General features: G+C 36.6%; 12 protein-coding genes. 3 read left to right on the plus strand and 9 right to left on the minus strand.

From position 1 onward, the window contains the following. Window positions 1–99 precede the first annotated feature (99 nt). Both mgtE and rsmA read right to left on the minus strand, forming a co-directional pair. The gene (gene mgtE, locus BUC21_RS09545) at window positions 100–1,440 is read right to left on the minus strand and encodes a magnesium transporter (RefSeq protein ID WP_073401638.1); all 1,341 of its coding nucleotides are present in this window, start codon (window positions 1,438–1,440) and stop codon (window positions 100–102) included. 24 nt (window positions 1,441–1,464) lie between these two features. Further along, entirely contained in the window at window positions 1,465–2,271 is an 807-nt protein-coding gene (gene rsmA, locus BUC21_RS09550) for a 16S rRNA (adenine(1518)-N(6)/adenine(1519)-N(6))-dimethyltransferase RsmA (RefSeq protein ID WP_073401639.1), read from the minus strand. A 98-nt stretch (window positions 2,272–2,369) separates the two neighbouring features. Here rsmA and BUC21_RS09555 point away from each other — a divergent pair, with 98 nt between their 5' ends. Together BUC21_RS09555 and BUC21_RS09560 are read left to right on the plus strand one after the other, a co-directional pair. Beyond that, window positions 2,370–3,365, plus strand: a complete 996-nt coding sequence (locus BUC21_RS09555; protein ID WP_073401793.1) for a lysylphosphatidylglycerol synthase transmembrane domain-containing protein — start codon at window positions 2,370–2,372, stop codon at window positions 3,363–3,365. Window positions 3,366–3,371: 6 nt separating this feature from the next. After that, entirely contained in the window at window positions 3,372–4,832 is a 1,461-nt protein-coding gene (locus BUC21_RS09560; protein ID WP_073401640.1) for an aminoacyl-histidine dipeptidase, read from the plus strand. 136 nt (window positions 4,833–4,968) lie between these two features. On the opposite strand, the gene BUC21_RS09565 is transcribed toward BUC21_RS09560, so the two are convergent. From BUC21_RS09565 to BUC21_RS09595, 7 genes are read right to left on the minus strand one after another with little or no spacing between them, the layout of a single operon-like run. Beyond that, entirely contained in the window at window positions 4,969–5,694 is a 726-nt protein-coding gene (locus BUC21_RS09565; RefSeq protein WP_073401641.1) for an MBL fold metallo-hydrolase, read from the minus strand. Window positions 5,695–5,720: 26 nt separating this feature from the next. After that, window positions 5,721–6,530: a 3-ketodihydrosphingosine reductase gene (kdsR, locus tag BUC21_RS09570; RefSeq protein WP_139261386.1), complete on the minus strand. Its 810-nt coding sequence runs from the start codon at window positions 6,528–6,530 to the stop codon at window positions 5,721–5,723. 29 nt (window positions 6,531–6,559) lie between these two features. After that, complete coding sequence (locus BUC21_RS09575) at window positions 6,560–7,318, minus strand: creatininase family protein (RefSeq protein ID WP_073401644.1); 759 nt, start codon at window positions 7,316–7,318, stop codon at window positions 6,560–6,562. A 52-nt stretch (window positions 7,319–7,370) separates the two neighbouring features. Continuing rightward, window positions 7,371–8,093, minus strand: a complete 723-nt coding sequence (locus BUC21_RS09580) for a LytR/AlgR family response regulator transcription factor (RefSeq protein ID WP_073401646.1) — start codon at window positions 8,091–8,093, stop codon at window positions 7,371–7,373. A gap of 12 nt (window positions 8,094–8,105) precedes the next feature. Further along, window positions 8,106–9,170: a sensor histidine kinase gene (locus BUC21_RS09585; RefSeq protein WP_073401648.1), complete on the minus strand. Its 1,065-nt coding sequence runs from the start codon at window positions 9,168–9,170 to the stop codon at window positions 8,106–8,108. 2 nt (window positions 9,171–9,172) lie between these two features. Continuing rightward, entirely contained in the window at window positions 9,173–10,105 is a 933-nt protein-coding gene (locus BUC21_RS09590; RefSeq protein WP_073401650.1) for a DUF4249 domain-containing protein, read from the minus strand. A 4-nt stretch (window positions 10,106–10,109) separates the two neighbouring features. Next, on the minus strand, window positions 10,110–12,476 hold the full coding sequence (locus BUC21_RS09595) for a TonB-dependent receptor (protein ID WP_083547667.1): 2,367 nt from the start codon (window positions 12,474–12,476) through the stop codon (window positions 10,110–10,112). Window positions 12,477–13,156: 680 nt separating this feature from the next. Between BUC21_RS09595 and BUC21_RS09600 the strand changes: the two genes are divergently transcribed. Next, entirely contained in the window at window positions 13,157–18,985 is a 5,829-nt protein-coding gene (locus BUC21_RS09600; RefSeq protein ID WP_073401797.1) for an alpha-2-macroglobulin family protein, read from the plus strand. Window positions 18,986–19,075 lie beyond the last annotated feature (90 nt).

Here is a 19,075-nt window from a genome sequence, read left to right on the forward strand (position 1 = left end):
ACATTAATTCACAAATTAATAAAATAATTTCTTCATTTTCTAATGTTTGGGCATATTTTTTATTCTAAAATCTTACATTCGTAGAATATCAGATCAATTTTATGATAATAGAACGGTTATGCTCATATAAAGTAACATACCGATAATATCATTTGTGATAGATATAAAAGGACCGGTTGCAATAGCCGGATCTATCTTTAATTTCTCTAGTGTCATTGGGACTAGTGTGCCAAAAATAGATGCAAACATTACAACTGCAAATAAGCTGATCGATACTGAATAAGTAACTGTTGCAGCTCCGCCGAAACGAATAAAATTATAGATATACACTAACAGTGAAATGATTGTGGCGTTGATTAATGCCACAACAGATTCTTTCGCGACTTGTTTGAAGGTCTTTTCAACATCCAATGAATTATTTGCAATACCTTGTACAACGATAGCAGATGACTGCGTTCCTACATTTCCACCTGTTCCACCAATTAATGGAATATAAAGTGCCATTTCGGGATGTGCAGCAAAAGTTTCTCCAAAATTTCCTAATATCATTGAATTTCCAATACCACCTATCATGCCGATAAGTAGCCAGGGAAGTCGGGCAGTAGTTTGCCGTGCAACATTATCATCTGTTTCAACATCCTGAGAAAGACCGGATGCTAATTGATAGTCTCTTTCGGCTTGTTCACGTACTTCGTCCATTACGTCATCAACCGTGATTCGCCCAACTAAACGTCCGATGCTATCAACCACAGGAACAGCTACGAGGTCATATTTTTCAATGGTTTGAACAACCTCTTCAATAGATGTATTCACATGAACAGAAATAGGATCTTTCTTCATCACGTGCTTAACCTTTGAAACAGATGGACTGGTTATCATCTTCTTAAGAGGGAATACTCCGCGCAGTCGTTCATCGTCGTCTACTACATATACGTAGTATATCTCATCCATTTCTTCTGCTTGCTGACGCATCTCTTTCAAACATTCGGGCATACTCCAGTTTTCGTTTACGATAACCATTTCTGTACCCATTAGCCCACCGGCTGTATCTTCATCATATTTTAGCAGATCAACAATATCACCGGCTTGCTCAATATCTTCTATATGAGAGATGATTTCTTCCTGTTTTTCCTCATCCATTTCACGAATCAAGTCTACCGCATCATCGGTATCCATGTAGTCAACGAAACGTTTGGCAATAGTTTCGGATGGAAGTATTTCCAGAAAGTCTTTCCGCACATCTTCGTCCATTTCAACAAGGACATCAGCGGCGGTTTCATTATCTAGTAAAAGATAGACAAAGCGTGCATCTTCAGGACTAAGTTCATTGCATAGTTCTGCTATATCGGCTGGGTGGAGATCGGATAGAAGCTCCTTAACCTTATCCGAGTCTTTCAGCTCTATGAGTTCCTTTACATTTTCGATATATTTTTCATCCATGACTAGAACTAGTAAAAATGTGTTTTATTCACTAACTCTACTTTTTTGTTCAGCCAATGCTTTTTCAACATTGTTTGTTAAACTGATAAATTCGGCTACAGAAAGTTGTTCGGGACGCTTATTAAATAGAACATCTTCGCAAAGCGGACAATCTTTTCCTAATATTGGTTTTATTGAGTTTCTTAAAGTTTTTCTGCGCTGATTAAATGTTGTTTTCACTACCAGCTTAAACAGTTTCTCATCACAACCAAGTTCCTGAGCCTCATTACGAGTCATCCGGATTACTGCACTTTTTACTTTGGGAGGAGGGTTGAACACTTTTTCGCTAACAGTAAATAAGTATTCTACATTATACCATGCTTGTATAAGCACACTTAGAATACCATAAGTTTTACTACCTGGGCCTGCAGCAATTCTTTCGGCAACCTCTTTTTGAATCATTCCCGTACAACAAGGAATAAGGTTCTTGTTATCAAGCATTTTAAAGAATATCTGACTTGATATGTTATATGGATAGTTACCAGTCAACACAAATGGTTTTCCCTCAAATACTCTTTCAAGATTCATCTTCAGAAAATCATCTTCAATAATATGATCTTCCAGAGAAGGAAATTCTTCACGAAGGTATGCTACAGATTCGAAGTCAACTTCTACAACTTTAACAAGTCGTTGCTTATTAACTAAAAACTGAGTGAGAACTCCCATACCCGGTCCCACTTCTAATACCGGAAGTTCAGGTACGGCATCTACCGTATCTGCAATATCTTGAGCTATCTTTAAATCTTTCAGGAAATGTTGCCCGAGGAATTTCTTTGGTTTTACTGCTCTCATTCTGTTAATTTTATTGTTTATTCGTTCGCTCTTTTAGATATAACCTATTATCTTTGCAGCTTGCAAAGGTATTAATAATAATCCATTTATTTATAATTTTGGGAACACCTGCGTTTAAAAATATAGTAAAAAAGACAATTCAAATCGCTTTACCTATAGTCTTAGGCGGTTTTATCTTAGTCTGGGTCTATCGGGATTTTGATTTCTCGAAAGTTGGCCATGTTCTTTTGCATGAGATGAATTATTGGTGGATGTTAGTTTCACTGGTCTTTGGTATCTTAAGCCATGTTTTTCGTGGTTGGAGATGGAAACAAACATTGGAGCCGCTCGAAGCATATCCAAAATCGAGTAACTGTGTAAATGCAATTTTTATATCGTATGCTGCCAATTTGGTTTTGCCACGTGTAGGAGAAGTATCCAGATGTACTATTCTTACCAAGTATGATGGTATATCTTTTTCTAAATCTTTGGGCACGGTTGTTACAGAACGATTAATAGACACAATAATGGTTGTGGCTATAACAGGAATGACTTTAGTCTTTCAACTTGGTATCTTTAAAAGCTTCTTTGCTCAAACAGGAACAAATTTAGATTCAATAGAGCTTTTGTTTACTACACCTAAATTTTATATTATACTGCTCTGTGTTATTGGTGTTATCGTCTTGCTTTATCATTTAATGAAGCTACTCTCATTTTTTGAGAAAGTGAAAGGTATAGCATTGAATGTGTGGGAAGGAATTTTAACCTTGAAGCATGTAAAGAATATGCCTCTTTTTATTCTATATACTTTCCTTATCTGGTTTAGCTATTTTATGGAATTCTATCTAACATTCTACTGCTTCGACTTTTCTTCGAACTTAGGTGTAATGGCTGGATTGGTGTTATTTGCTGCTGGAAGTGTAGCAGTAGTTGTTCCTACTCCTAATGGTGCAGGTCCGTGGCACTTTGCAATAATTTCAATGATGGTTCTTTATGGAGTTGATCCTACAAATGCAGGAATATTTGCTTTAATTAAGCATGGAATACAAACTTTATTATTAGTTTTGTTAGGAATATATGGATTAGCGGCTTTGCCGTTCACAAATAAAAAATAAAATTATATGAAAACAATTCAATCATTGGCTCCCGAAGCAGTATGGAAGAATTTCTACTCATTAACAAGAGTGCCTCGTCCTTCTGGATTTATGAAGCCTATTACAGAATTTTTATTAAACTTCGGAAAGAGTTTAAATCTGGAATCGTTTACCGATGAGGTTGGAAATGTCATTATAAGAAAGCCGGCTACCCCGGGTATGGAAAATCGCAAAGGTGTTATTCTTCAAGCGCACATGGATATGGTTCCTCAGAAGAATAACGATACAGTACACGATTTTGAGAAAGATCCTATTGAAACTTATATAGATGGAGATTGGGTAAAAGCAAAAGGAACTACACTAGGTGCGGACAATGGAATGGGCGTTGCTGCAATCATGGCTGTACTGGAGGATAATACATTGAAACATGGTCCACTCGAAGCATTGATTACTGTAGATGAAGAAACTGGAATGTTTGGAGCCTTTGGCTTGAAAAAGGAATCAATTAATGGTGAAATCCTTTTGAATCTTGATTCAGAAGAAGAAGGTGAACTTTACATTGGTTGTGCCGGTGGCGAAGATGTAACTGCTACTTTCCAATATAAAGAGGTAGAACCAGAAGATGGTGATATTGCTATCAAAATAAACCTAAAAGGTTTACGTGGTGGTCACTCTGGCCTGGAAATAAATAAAGGACGTGCAAATGCCAATAAATTAATGGTTCGTTTTCTTCGTGAAGCTGTTGCTTCTTATGAAGCCAGACTTGCTACATGGGAAGGTGGAAATATGCGTAATGCAATTCCACGTGAAGCGCATGTTGTTGTTACAATCCCTGCAGAAAACGAAGAAGAACTGATTGACCTTGTACAGTATTGTGAAAATCTTTATAACGAAGAGTATGCGGGACTTGAAGAAAAGATCAGCTTCAAGGCCGAAAAAGTAGATATGCCAAAAGGACTTGTTCCTGAAGAAATTCAAGATGATATTATCAATTCCATTTTTGCTTGTCAGAATGGTGTAATGAGAAACATCCCTTCTATTCCGGATACAGTAGAAACATCTTCAAATCTTGCAATTGTAAAGGTTGTAGATGGAGTGGGAGAGGTGAAGATCCTTGCCAGAAGTGCTTCCGACTCAATGAAGGAATATCTTACAACAAGCATTGAATGTTGTTTTAATATGGCTGGAGCCAAAGTAGAGATGTCTGGTGCTTATTCAGGATGGGATCCGGATGTGAATTCTCCTATTCTGCATGCAATGAAAGCTTCATATAAATCACAGTTTGGTGAAGAAGCAAAGGTGAAGGTTATTCATGCCGGTTTGGAATGTGGTATTATTGGTGCAAATATCCCAGGATTGGATATGATATCTTTCGGACCAACACTGCAGTCTCCTCACTCACCAGATGAATGTGTTTATATTCCTTCTGTGAAGAAATTCTATGATTTTCTTATTGCTACTCTTGAACAAACACCTGTGAAAGAATAAGATGCTATTTTAACAATAAATATGTAGTGCGGTATAGAGATAATCTGTACCGCATTTTTTTATTATTATACTTCTTATGGTTTTACTTAAAATACCAGGCTATCTATATTTTATATAAAGAATATCGATTTACAGTCTATTCCATCTTTCTAAGTCGAACATCAATAGAAGTGTCCTTCAGCTCTTCCTTTATCTTTTTTACATCTGTATTACCAAAATGATAAGGATAAAGAACTTTCGGCAAGAACATTTTTGCAGCATGTACAGCTTCAGCAACAGTCATTGTGTAAGGTTGATTCACAGGAAGAAACGCTATATCAATATTTTTAAGTTCCTTCATTTCGGGAATATCTTCCGTATCACCAGCAATATAGATGCGTAACCCATCAATAGTTAGTATATAGCCATTATCCCGATTGCGGGGATGAAACATCTCTCTGCCCGGTGTTGTGTTATAAGCTGGAACTGCTTCAACTTTTATATTGCCGAAGATCTCTTTTTTATCCCCATTATTCATGATTGTTCCTTTTCCAAGTTTTTTCTGACTGGAGGCATTTAGAATTACAGTTGTTTCCTTTTTACTCAACATGTCAATGGCTTTAGCATCAAGATGATCTCCATGTTCATGAGTAATCAAGATAATATCGGCCTTAGGAAACTTTGAATAATCGGCATATTCAGATACGGGGTCTACCTGAATGGTATGCTTGTTATAAGTGAGCATAAGACTGCCATGCTTAATAAAAGTGATAATAACCTCCTTTTTACTTTTAGTCTTAAAAGTATCAGTATCAAACGAACCTGCTAATGCAAACTCAGCAGATAGTATTCCAAGCACAAGCATTAAATATTTAAGTTTCATACTATAAAGTTTTAAATGGCAAATTATCATTTAATATCATAAAAACTACGAAGTATAAATTGAATAACCTTATTAGGTAAATAGCTTTTGACACGAGCAAATAAGATTTGTTCCAAAGGACCTACCAATGTACGGAAAGAAGGTTTTTTCTTTTCAACAAGCTTACATATTGCTTTTCCTAATAATACAGGGTTGCTTCCCTGATTCTCTGCTTTTTCAATCAGGGCTAATGCCTTTGCAAATCTTTCTCCATAATCACTGTCATTAAATGTGGCAGTGGAAATATTACGACTGGCGGTGAACCCCGTCTTAAAGTCACCAGGTTCTACCAAACATATTTTGATGTTAAACGGATGTAATTCCAGAGCTAAAGCCTCACTGTATCCTTCTATTGCAAATTTAGATGCAGAATAAAAGCCTTGATAGGGAACAGCCATTATGCCCGCAATAGAACTGAGATTTATAATTTTTCCTTTTTGAGCTTTACGCATAAGTGGAAGAACTGCTTTGCACATATTAACTACACCAAAGAAATTTGTATCCATTTGCAGAGCTACTTCCTCTTTAGTCGCTAATTCCAGGGCACCTCCAATTCCCATTCCTGCATTGTTAATAAGTACATCTATTCGCCCATGTTTCGAATAGATTTGATTAACTGCTTGTTCAATAGAAGAAGGATCTGTTACATCAACAACAAGCATTGTTACTTTTCCCGAACTTTCAGTTTGTTTTCGGCTTGTTCCATAGACAATATGTCCACGTTCAGCCAACATTTGTGCACTTATTTTTCCAAAACCAGAAGAAGCTCCTGTAATAAGTATAACTTGTTGTTGCAATTGCATATCAGATATTGTTTAATTTATATTTAATAGAGTTCTTCTTTTCCTACTTCTGCAAATAATTTTGCAACGATTGGTATAAGATCATTCAGGTACTTTTCTCCTTTTTCTGCGGTAGCTTTTCGTGGATCACCCACACCGGTATCTTTTGTAGCACGATTCCAATGCCTTGGTGTCCAACCAACTTTCTTGTTCAATGAAGAAATTGTAAATGGCCGATAATCTCCATCACCTGCCATATTCAGATCAACAAGTTCTGGCTGCAGATACATCATTACAGATGTTTCCTGCTCTCCGGCATGATCGTCAATTTCAGCTTCGAAATAACCTTTGCATGGTAAAATGGCGTACCAATCCGATTGTATAATCAGAAAATCAGGATATTCAAAGGCCAAATCACGAATCATATTCTTAAAATTATTACCTCCGTGTCCACTAAAGATTATTAGTTTTCTAATGCCCTGAGTATGCAAAGAATCAACTACATCTTTTAAAATGGCAAATTGAGTTTCATAGCGTGCATGAATGCAGAAGCTTAATTCCTTCTGACCCGGATTTTGTGATCCCAACGATATTGGTGGCATTACCATGCAACGAACACCGTTTTCTTTTAAGGCCAAAGCTGCAGCTTTTACAGCTATCATTCTTGGAGCAATACAATCAGTGAGGTAAGGCAAATGGTAATTATGAGGTTCTGTTGCTCCCCATGGAAGAATAGCAACGTCATAGCGCAAATCTTTCACAGCACCATAGCAGCTAACTGAAAGATCTAATTCTTTATTCATCTATTTAGTTTTTAAATTATTATCAATTGAAAGCAAAGATAATATTTATAAACTATTTACTATTCAAAATATTTTTAGAAATAAACTCATCGAAAAGATAATCCCGGAAACTATTACCAATAGGTATTTTTTGGTTGCCGATAAGAATATCATTATTATCCAGAGAATCAATATGCTCAAAATTCACAATATACGACTTGCTAACCCGGATAAAAATATTCTGTGGTAACTGCTCATAGATATTCTTCAGATTAATAGCAGTAATAATCTTCGCATCCTGAGTATAAATCACTACGTAGTCTTTTAGTCCTTCGATATAACGTATATCCTTAAAGTAGATCTTAAAAATGCGTCGTTCCGACTTTACAAAAATAAAATCCTTTTCAACAGACTCTATTTGACTGTTTACTTTGGATTGCAACATTTCATGATATGAGAAAGCTTTATCAACAGCTTTTTGAAAGCGACTGAAAGTAACCGGTTTCAAGAGATAATCGATGGCATCTACTTCATAACTGTCTAAAGCATATTCTGCATAAGCTGTTGTGAAAATAACAAGTGTATTCTCTGATATTGTTTTGGCAAACTCTATACCATTGGTTCCGGGCATTTGAATATCGAGAAAAACAAGATCTACAGATTCTGTATCCATAAACTTAGCTGCAACATTTGCACTATTCAGACTAGCTAATAAATTCAAACCTTTTATCTTCTTGACCAGAAGCCCCATTCCTTCTCTGGCTAGAGGTTCGTCATCAATCACAATACAATTCATGTCAGTCGTATTTTAAAGAATCAAGCACAAGTTTACTTGATAAGTCTTTTCATCTTCTTTTATATCAAGAGTATATTTCTCATTGTAAATTAATTCAAGACGCCTTTTTACATTAGCAAGTCCCAGGCCACCACTCTTTTGCGGTTTTATTTTCTTGTCTGGTTTTGAATTAATGCATACAAAATATAAGATACTTCTTTCTACTTCAAAACTGAGGTAAATGTAAGATTTATTTTCCGAATCTAAACTATATTTAGCTGCATTCTCCACAAAAGGTATAAATAACAAAGGAGGAATAAGCTGATTGGCGATATCTCCTTTTGTTGATATACTGAACTCAAAATTGTCTCTCCGTATCTTTTCCAGGTTCAGATAGTCGGTAAGAAAGTGAATATCTGCATTCAGAAATATTTGCTCTTTCACACTATCATATAACTGAAAGCGAATTAAATCACTTAATCTGGTGAGTACCTGCGAAGCTCTTTCGGGATCCGTTTGTGTTAATACATTCACATTATTCAATGTATTGAATAGAAAGTGCGGATTAACTTGTTTCTTCAGTTGTTCCAGTTCCGATTCTATAGTAGCCTTTTCTAACTCATGAATCCGGTTTGTATCTCTCATCCACTGTTGAAGGAGCTTGAAAAAAGTAGATGGACCTATAAACACAGTAAAAATAAAGCAAAACCCTAAAAGATTAACCATCATATCGGGAATATTGAATGGTCTGTGAATTAATTCATAGGGTCTTAATATAGAATATTCCACACTTAGAAAAAAGAAGTAGGTGCCTAGTGTAACTCCTGCCATGGCAAACAGATACAAAGCCGCTCGCTCACGGAATAACAATTTAGGAACCAATACATACATATTAAGATAGATGATTCCCACAAAGTAATTGAACATGGCAGCATTAACATATATGTCCCAATTGCCGGTATAATTTTTCTTTGTATCGGTAAGGATAAATCCTAAGACAAACAATATCAGAGATATATGATGTAATCCTCTGTACTTTCTGTTTGTGGCAAAGTTTGTTAGAAAATCTTTTGAGAAATCGTTTATCTTACTTTTCATCCTTAATCTTGTTTTGGAGCCACGTCTCTAGCTTCCGATATGGCAAAAGCTGCAAAGTAGCCCACTCCTCCATTTGAAATATTTGTTTCGATATTGCTTAACGGTCCGCCAAAGAAGGGATCTTCGCCATCTTTTTCAAACTGGCACTGCTGTAAGAATCTGTAATATCCTTTAGTTATATGGCATAATTCAAATTTTACGGAATCATTGTCGGCCATAAAAGTCATATTCTTTATATCGTCGTCACTAAATTTACTTTTATCCTTTACATCAGGGAAATATTCAATTGGTAATCCATTTATATACTGACCATTTACACTTGTGTCATCAAAAACTATATATCTGCTTATTTTATTGTATATAGAGTCGTTTATCTGATAACGGCACAAGTAATAATCCTCATCAGAAGAATCCTGTGCATACAAATTTACAGAAAAATAGTTATACTGAGAAACCAATTGTCTCTTTATGTTGATAGAGTCCAGAGATACTTTGCTTTCCATATAAGCGGAAGACGTGTATTCCTCATTAACTCCATCGCTATTATAATCTACTTCAACTTTCAGTTTATAAGTATTTCCCGGAATACCTGCCATCTTGGTGGTAGTTTTGTATAGTCCAGGAGTATCACTAACTTCTGTCAGTGTATATACATTATTGCCCGAAGTTATAGTAACTTTTGCTCTCGAAATCTTTGGATTAGTCTTATTGTCAAAATAGCCGGCTGAACTGCTAATGTGTATTTCCTGATATGTAAGTTGATCTGTAATTGTACCATAAATAACAATAACAGGTTTTGAGTTGTCGGTATCTATATCGATAGTCTCGGTACAGCCTGTAAATGTCAGTAGTAAGAATACTGATAATAACCCTAATACGTATGAAGAGTAATTATAGCATTTTGAAATGCTTGAAAAAGAACTATGGTGTAGCATTGCTTTAGAATTTAAAATTGTAAGTAATAGAAGGTACTGCTCCAAAAAGATAAGTCATCTTGGCATCCGGTACTCCGGAAGGAGTATTCTGATCATACGTTATAATCCACGGATTCTTGTGACCATAAGCATTATACAAAGAGAAATTCCATTCTCCTGTCCAGAATCTTTTTGGATTGTGCTTTGGTACATAGTTAGCCGATAGGTCCAGACGATGATAATCTGTGCGGCGATATTCGTTTCTTCCAGAGTAGATAGGGAAATATTCACCGTTTACCTCAAATCGTCCGGTTGGATAAGTTGTTGGATTTCCTGTTGAATATACCCAATTGGCCGAGATATTCCATTTCTTTGAGAGTTCATAGGATAAGGATAAGTTCACACAATGAGTTTTATCGTATGGAGACAGATAAGTTTTTCCTTTATTAATTTCGGGAATAGTGCGTTCAGACCTTGATAAGGTATAATTCAGAAATCCGGTCAGTTTTCCGGTATTCTTTCTCACCATAAACTCCACGCCGTATGCCTTTCCGGTACCAATTCTAATTTCACCTTCCAGTTTTGAATTAAGCAACAATTGTGCATGATCGGCAAAATCTATAACGTTATTCATCTTCTTGTAATAAACTTCAACCGATGTTTCATATTCATTTTTATTGAAATTATGGAAATATCCGGTTGAAACCATATCTACTTTCTGAGGTTTTACATTAGGACTGCAGGGAAACCATAAATCTAGTGGTGAGCCCGATGATGAACTATTTGCCAGTTGAATAAACTGAGTGTTACGGGCATAGTTGGCTTTCACGGAAGAATTATCCGTGAGCTTGTAAACCATTCCAACTCTGGGCTCAAGCGCATAATAAGTGTGATAAACTTTTCCGGAACCATAATAAGTAGAATCACTCACCTCGTGATTTGCACCATAAGAATAAGAAGTAATGCTACCCATATTCTGAAAAGCAGAAAGACGAAGTCCGTATCTCACGGTTAAGTTCTTAACCAGATTATGTTCAGCAGAAAGATATACTCCATGTTCCAACGCATGATACAAAGGCATTTTGTAGTCGGGGTAATCAGGGCGAGTAATTAAACCCGGATTAAAGTTATGGTACGTACTTGATGCACCATAAGTTAGTTTAAGAATATCCGATACTGAATGATCTAAATCCCACCTTAAAGTCACGTCTGTTATATCCGATTTCCACTTAACTTTAGAATCGGACATTTTAGACTGAAGGGTATAATGATAATTTGTAGTGTTCAGACTCAGACTGGAATATAGATTCTCATTGAAACCATGTCCCCAGGTTAAAGAAGCTACCCGGTTGCCGTAGTTGAACTGGCCTACCGAAGAACCAAAATTGTCCTTACCAAGGTACGTATTCAGCGACAGACGATCTGTTGAAGAAAACCGGTGAGTAATTTTTGCATTCAAATCATAAAAGTAGATAGAACTCTCTCTGAGAGCTTTGTCGGACGACAGTTTCAGGAAAAGGTCTGCATAACTTCTTCTTCCCCCAACCATCCATGATGTGTTCTTTCCAATTCCACCTTCCATCATCAATCGGCTCGAAATAAGACCTATACCACCAGTTCCTCTTACTTTGCCGGTATAATCGTCTTTCAATTGTACATCAAGCAAAGAAGACAAACGTCCGCCATACTTCATAGGAAGATCGCCTTTATAAAGCTCCACATTGTTCACAACGTCGTTGTTGAACACAGAAAAGAAACCAAACATGTGAGATGCGTTATATACTGTTGCATTATCAAGAAGAATAAGATTCTGGTCTGCCGATCCTCCACGAACGCTATAACCCGAACCACCTTCCGATGTAGCCTGAACGCCGGGTAAAAGTTGAATAGCTTTTATAATATCCACCTCACCCATCAGTGACGGCATCTTTCTTATCTGACCAATACTGAGCTTTTCCACACCCATTTCTGTGCGGGTAATGTTCTGGTCTTTCTTGTTAGCATATACTACAACCTCATCAAGTTGAGTATCCGATTCCAATCCGAAATTCTTTTTCACGGAAGAGGGTGGTACTATCACCTGTTCTGTCTTTGTTTTATACCCCACACAAGAAACCCTGAAAGTAAACTTACCTTGAGGAAGTGCAACGCTGAATTCTCCATTGCTGTTTGTTGAAGTACCCGACCTTAATTCTGTAATGTAGATATTAACGCCCGATATAGCCATTCCTGTTTCTGTGTCTTTTATAACCCCTGAAATCTCTGATTTGCGTTTTGTGTTTTCTGAATCTGTTTCTGTATTAAGCACATGATTATTCTTGGACATCAACGTCCCGGAATCTGCTATCACTAAAAACGCCAATAATGTTGCCTTAAAAAAATAATTATTCATCGCTCGAATAGTTTTGTTACCTTATTTTAAACTGAATGCAAAGATATATCATTTAATTTTACCAAAAGTTGTATTTATACGAACTATATGAATTATTGGATAAAACAGCATCTTTATACTACAAAAGTATTAAATGCCAATAAATTTGTTTTGTAAACTGTATCAGCACTTTAAAAGCAGACCTGAATAATAATTATCTCCACCCGGGTGGAGGGATAATTTACATCCGGGTGTAACTTATTGGTCCACCCGGGTGTACAAACCCTCTACATCCGGGTGTACAGAACAAAAAATGGAATATGATTTGATATTGAATAAGGTGAGTATAATAAATGCCGGATAGAACTTTGAAAAGTTAACCCAAACTAGAACGATCTAGGTGCTAGATTGCTAGATCACTGCTAGATTAAATTATTTTGATCTAGCGCTTTTATCTTGTTAATTACTAAATAGTTATATGCTTACTGCTAGATTGCTAGATCATTTTCGCAAAATTAAATTTTATTTAGCGTAAACTTTTAGAGTTGTTTAGATGATTGTAAACTAAAACGGATTTAGATATAATTGACATTTAGTTTATTATTCCTAAAAAACGGCTTAAATCTTTTATGATTGGTGCATGATTTTTAAGTTTAAATCGTTTACTTTGTTGAAACATGCTAAAACTAAAAAAAACAGATATGAGAACCAGACTATTAGCCCTTTTGGTGTTTGTAATGACAGGACTATCCTTATTTGCTCAGAAGCAGACTTATGAGAAGATGTGGAAAAGTGTTGAGGCTTCTGAAAAGAAAGATTTGCCTCAATCGGTTATAAAGAAGACAACAGAAATCTATCAGAAAGCACTTGCTGAGAAAAACTCTCCGCAGATGTTTAAGGCATATCTTTATAACGCCAATACAAAAGTAAGGATTGATGCGGATAGTTTCTACGTCAACCTGAAAGGATTGGAAAAGTGGGAAGCAGAATCAACCGTTCCTATGGATAAAGCAATCCTGAATTCCATGATAGCTGAACTTTATACAGAATATGTTCAGAATAATTCCTGGCAGCTGCGTAAAGGAAAACAGTTAACCGGGGAAACTCCCGAAGATATTCGCGAATGGAGTACCAATCTTTTTGTTCAGAAAGCTTTTTCATGCTTGCGTCTTTCGTTGAAAGATCAGAAACTATTGCAGGAAACTTCTTCCTCTGCTTACGACCCAATCGTGTTTAAAGGTGAAGCAAGTAACTATTTCCGTCACGATATGCTCCATTTGCTGGCCAAGCGTGCACTCTCTACTCTTTCAGACCTGCAAAATATTTCTAAAAATATTTATCCACAGGTATTGTTGAAAACTGAAATTGCTTTTGCAAATACTGCAACTTTCGTGAAAGCTCAGATTCCTGCAGCAAGTGAATATGATGTAGTGGCCGAAAAATTGCATATCTATCAAAGCTTATTAAATTATTATCAGTCTATAGGGAATAAGGATGCTGTGTTGCTTACAGATTTGGAACGGTTGGAATATACAAAATCTCAGTTTGCAAGTAATAATGCTGATGAATGGGAAAAGATTCAAGAAAAGGAAATATCTGGTGATCCCTATATTGCAGCGCTTGATCACTTAATTGCTCAGAATTCATCCAATGAAGTTTGTGCAGAAGCTTATTTGGCAAAAACAGATTACCTTTCCGAAAAGAAAAATCTGCCTCTGGCGTTGGATTTCTTAAACGAAGCAATCCAAAAATATCCCAAATATAAACGGATAAATGCGCTCAAGTCGCGAAAAGAAAATATTTTGAATCCGTTTTTATCGGCCGAATCGTCTCAGATAGTTTATCCGGGCGAACAATTTAATCTCAAAATATCCCATAAGAATCTTAATGGATTTAGTGTTCACTTCTATAAAGTGAATCTTTCGGTTAATTCTCCGGTATTGAATAACGAACTGGATAAAAAGTTTTATGATAAATATGCCAGACTAATATCGTCAGAACATTATTCATTAACCCGTCCTGCCAATTATCAACCGAAGGATTCTGTGTTTAAAGTAAAAGCTCCTTTGCTGGGACTATATGTAATGAAAATAGTTGCTGATGAGAATGTGAAGAATCCAGAAAGCCGACTTCTGTATTCTTCTGCATTTAAGATTCTGACCAGAAGTCTGTCGCAGAATAAACTGCAGATTCTTACACTTGATGCACAAAGCGGACACCCAATACCTGAAGCAACAGTAAGTTTATATGTTAATAACAAAGGAGATCAGAAAGAATTCTTAAAGGTTCAGACCGATGCTGAGGGAAGTGTGGTAATTGACAAAATAAAGAACTTAAGCAGACTTACTGCCACAAAGGGAAACGATATTGCTTTGCCTTTACAGTACGTGTACTTTTACAATAACAATTTTTTTGAAACGAAGGAGGAGAGAGAAGTCATTTCTTTGCTTACAGACCGAAGCCTTTATCGTCCGGGACAAACTGTTTTTGTAAAAGGCATTGCTTATCGTTCATCTTCAGATTCAGCCCATGTGGTGGCTAACAAAGAATATGCCTTAAGATTGTATGATGCCAATAATAAGATGATTTCTGAGAAAAAACTGCAAACCAATGATTTTGGTTCGTTTACTACAGAATTCTTATTACCAGGCTCTACGTTAAATGGTCAGTTTAGATTGGAAACAGATTTTGGAAGCACAAATATTCGTGTGGAAGAGTATAAGCGACCAACATTTGAAATAACTTTCCAGCCTTTGGAAGGTAGTTATACTTTTAATGATTCTGTTACTGTAAAAGGCTCTGCAAAAACTTTCTCAGGAGTAGCTGTTCAAGGCGTTTCAGTAAAGTATAGCATAACCCGTGTTCAGCCTTATTGGTGGGAATGGCGTCAGGAAAATGAAACAACATTGACTTCTGGCGAAGCAGTTCTTGATGAGAAAGGTAATTTTGTAATTCCTTTCCGTTTAATTCCTGATCTTAGCGATGACCTTGACGATTGTTTCTATACCTATAAGGTTAAGGCTGAGCTTACTGATGCTGCGGGAGAAACACAAATGGCCGAAACATCTGTTTCTGTGGGTAGCACTTCATTGGTTCTATCAACAGATATGGAAGATGAAATATGTAAAGACAAATCTATCAGTGCAACGTTTAAAGCTGAAAATCTTAGTCAGAAACCTGTAAATATTGAAGGCACCTATCAATTATTTACGAAAGGTAATAAGAAACCTGTGCTCGAAGGGAAATTTGTTTCAAATAAATTGCAGGAACTCACAGACTGGAAGGAATTGCCTTCAGGAGAATATAATCTTATTCTTTCGGCTTTGGATGAAAAAGGCAGAAAGGCTACTTCTGATAAGCTATTGGTGCTTTATTCTGTAAATGATAAACAGTCACCGGTTTCCAAATCTGTGTGGTTTAAGAAGATGAGTGATACTTTTGCTCCTGGAAAACCGGTTACCATTTTGTTTGGATCAAAAGAGAAAGATTTGCATGTGCTTTATGATATATTCGCAGGCGGTAAACGGATAGAAAGTCGCCGACTTACATTGTCTGATGCTGTACAACGATTTGATATTCCTTATAAAGATGAATATGGAGATGGCATTTATGTAAATTTCTGTTTTGTGAAGAACGGTCAGGTTTATCAGCAGGGAGAGCAAATTAAAAAAGCTTTGCCGGATAATAATCTTACTTTAAAATGGGATGTTTTCCGTGATAAATTGAAACCGGGACAAAAAGAGGAATGGAAGCTGACAATTAAAAATAAAAACGAAAAAGCAGCAGAGGCTGAATTTATGGCTGCAATGTATGATGCTTCATTGGATAAAATATGGAAAAGATATCAAGGACTGAATGTGAACTTCGGAAGGTATATTCCTATAGTAAACTGGGTTTATCCATATTCCGGTAACAATAGCTATTATTTTAATTTCCCTTCAAAATTATTGTATAATAGCGATAGCTTCTCCTATGACAGATTAATGAGAACTTATATTGAAAGATTTTGGAGTACATCAGCACTGAATGAAGTAGCAGTAGTTGGATATGGTACTAAAACAAAGGGTTTGAAAATACGTGGTACAAGTAGTGTCGTGTCTATTGTCGAAGTTAAAGGAAATGATGAAATTAAGCAGAAAGAAGAAATAGAGCAAGTTGCATATGGAATTTCTGTTGTAAAGGAAGACTCTGAAGAGATATTAGATAAAAATGTCGCTGTTCGTGAAAACTTCAACGAAACAGCATTCTTTTACCCTCAGCTTCACACAAACGAAAAGGGAGAAATAAGTTTTTCTTTCACCATGCCCGAAAGCCTTACCCGCTGGACGTTTAAGGGAATTGCTCATACAAAAGATATGCAGATAGGAACTATTGATGGCGAAACAGTAACAAGTAAAGATTTTATGCTGACTCCCAACATGCCACGTTTCGTCAGGGTGGGAGACAATAGTTCAATATCGGCTCGTATTATTAATGTTTCTCAGAAAGATGTGAAGGGAGAGGTGAAAATGCAATTGTTCGATCCGGCTACAGAGCAGGTAATCCTTACAAAGAAACAACTATTCTCGGTTAAGGCTGGCGAAACAGGTAGTGCTTCTTTTGAATTTACTACCGATGCAAACTATTCTCTTCTGGGATGTCGCCTTGTTGCTGATGGTGGAGAGTTTAGTGATGGCGAACAACACTTGCTTCCTGTATTGAGCAATAAAGAACGAATCATTGAAACATTGGCAATGCCTATCCGTGGAAATCAAACTCGTGAGTTTTCTATGAAGGAGCTCTTCAATGGAAATTCGAAAACTGCAACCGATCGTAAGCTTACAGTTGAATTTACTGGTAATCCGGCTTGGTATGCTGTACAAAGCTTGCCTAGTTTGTCTAATCCTACCAATGAAAGTGCTATATCATGGGCAACTGCTTTTTATGCTAATTCATTGGCTGCCTCTATTGTAAACTCACAACCTCGCATTAAAGCAATCTTCGATCAATGGAAAGCGGAGGGTGGAACTAAAGAAACTTTATGGAGCAATCTGCAAAAGAATCAGGATGTGAAGAATATCTTGCTGGAAGAATCTCCCTGGTTAATGGCAGCAAAAAATGAAGCCGAACAAAAACAGCGTGTAGCTCTGCTTTTCGATTTGAATACTATTCAATATAACAACACTCAGGCATTAGCCAAACTGAAAGAATTGCAACTAAACAGTGGAGCCTGGTGCTGGTACAAAGGAATGACCGGAAGCCGTTACATTACTCAATTTGTACTGGAAACAATGGGACGGTTAAGCAAACTGACTAGTGAAACATTGAACGGTGATGCATTAGAAATGCAAAAAGCTGCTTTCAACTATCTGCATAGTGAAATGCTTCAGAAATACAAAGAAATAAAGAAAGACGAGAAGAAGTACGGACCAACTTTAGGATTAGATGATGAATCATTGCATTATCTTTACTTATGTGCTCTCACAGGAGAGAAAATTCCTGCTGCTAATAAAGAAGCTTACGCTTTTTATCTGAGTAAGGTACGTCAGACATTAACCAATCAAACTTTGATGGGAAAAGCACTTTCTGCTATTGTTCTGGCAAAAGCTGGAAAAACTGTTGAGGCTAAGGAGTTCTTAAGTTCAATGAAAGAGTATGCTGTAAAGACAGATGAGATGGGAATGTTCTATGCATCGAGCGTAAATCCGTACTCATGGTATGGTAACAAGATGAAGATGCAGACTGCCGTAATGGAAGCCTTTGATGAAGTGGCAAAAGATAATGCTACTGTGGAAGAAATGAAGATGTGGCTGTTGAAACAGAAGCAGGCACAATCATGGGATTCTCCAGTTGCTACGGTTAATGCGATTTATGCTTTGCTGAATCGTGGAAGTAATCTCCTTGATAATCTTGGTGATGTGAAAATCTCCTTTGGAAAGCAAGCTTTTGGAACTAATCCGGTTAAGACTCCTAATCCAACACTGGGATATATAAAGAAATCGTTCGAGGATACAGCTACTACATCTAGTCTGGGACAAATTAAAGTTGAAAAACGAGATGCCGGTATTGCCTGGGGAGCTGTTTATGCTGAATATATGGAAGATGTTGACAACTTAAAGCAACAAGGAAAAGAACTAAATGTTTCTAAGGCTTTATATGTAGAACAGTTAGTGAATGGAGTGAAAGAACTGAAACCTCTGAAGGATAATAATAGCCTGAAAGTTGGAGATAAGGTAGTTGCCCGCATCATTATCAAGGTAGATCGTGACATGGACTTTGTACAATTGAAGGACCAGCGTGCTGCATGCTTCGAACCACTAGAATCTCTCTCAGGTTATCATTGGGGAGCAGGAACAGGATATTATGTGGCAGTGAAAGATGCTTCTACTAATTTCTTCTTTGATTCATTAACAAAAGGAACTTATGTATTGGAACATTCGTTCTTTGTAGCGAGATCGGGAAATTATTCATCTGGAATTGCAACTTTGCAGTCGGCTTACGCACCAGAGTTTGCTTCACATTCTTCCTCACTACGTGTGGTTGTAAAATGATGCAATATTTTTTAGCAGAATGAATTCTTGTATGTGAAGGAAAAAACCTAAATTTGTCAGCAAAAGTTTGAACACAAATAAAAAGATATA

Origin of the sequence: Bacteroides luti, from assembly GCF_900128905.1 — a bacterium.
Lineage (GTDB): Bacteria > Bacteroidota > Bacteroidia > Bacteroidales > Bacteroidaceae > Bacteroides > Bacteroides luti.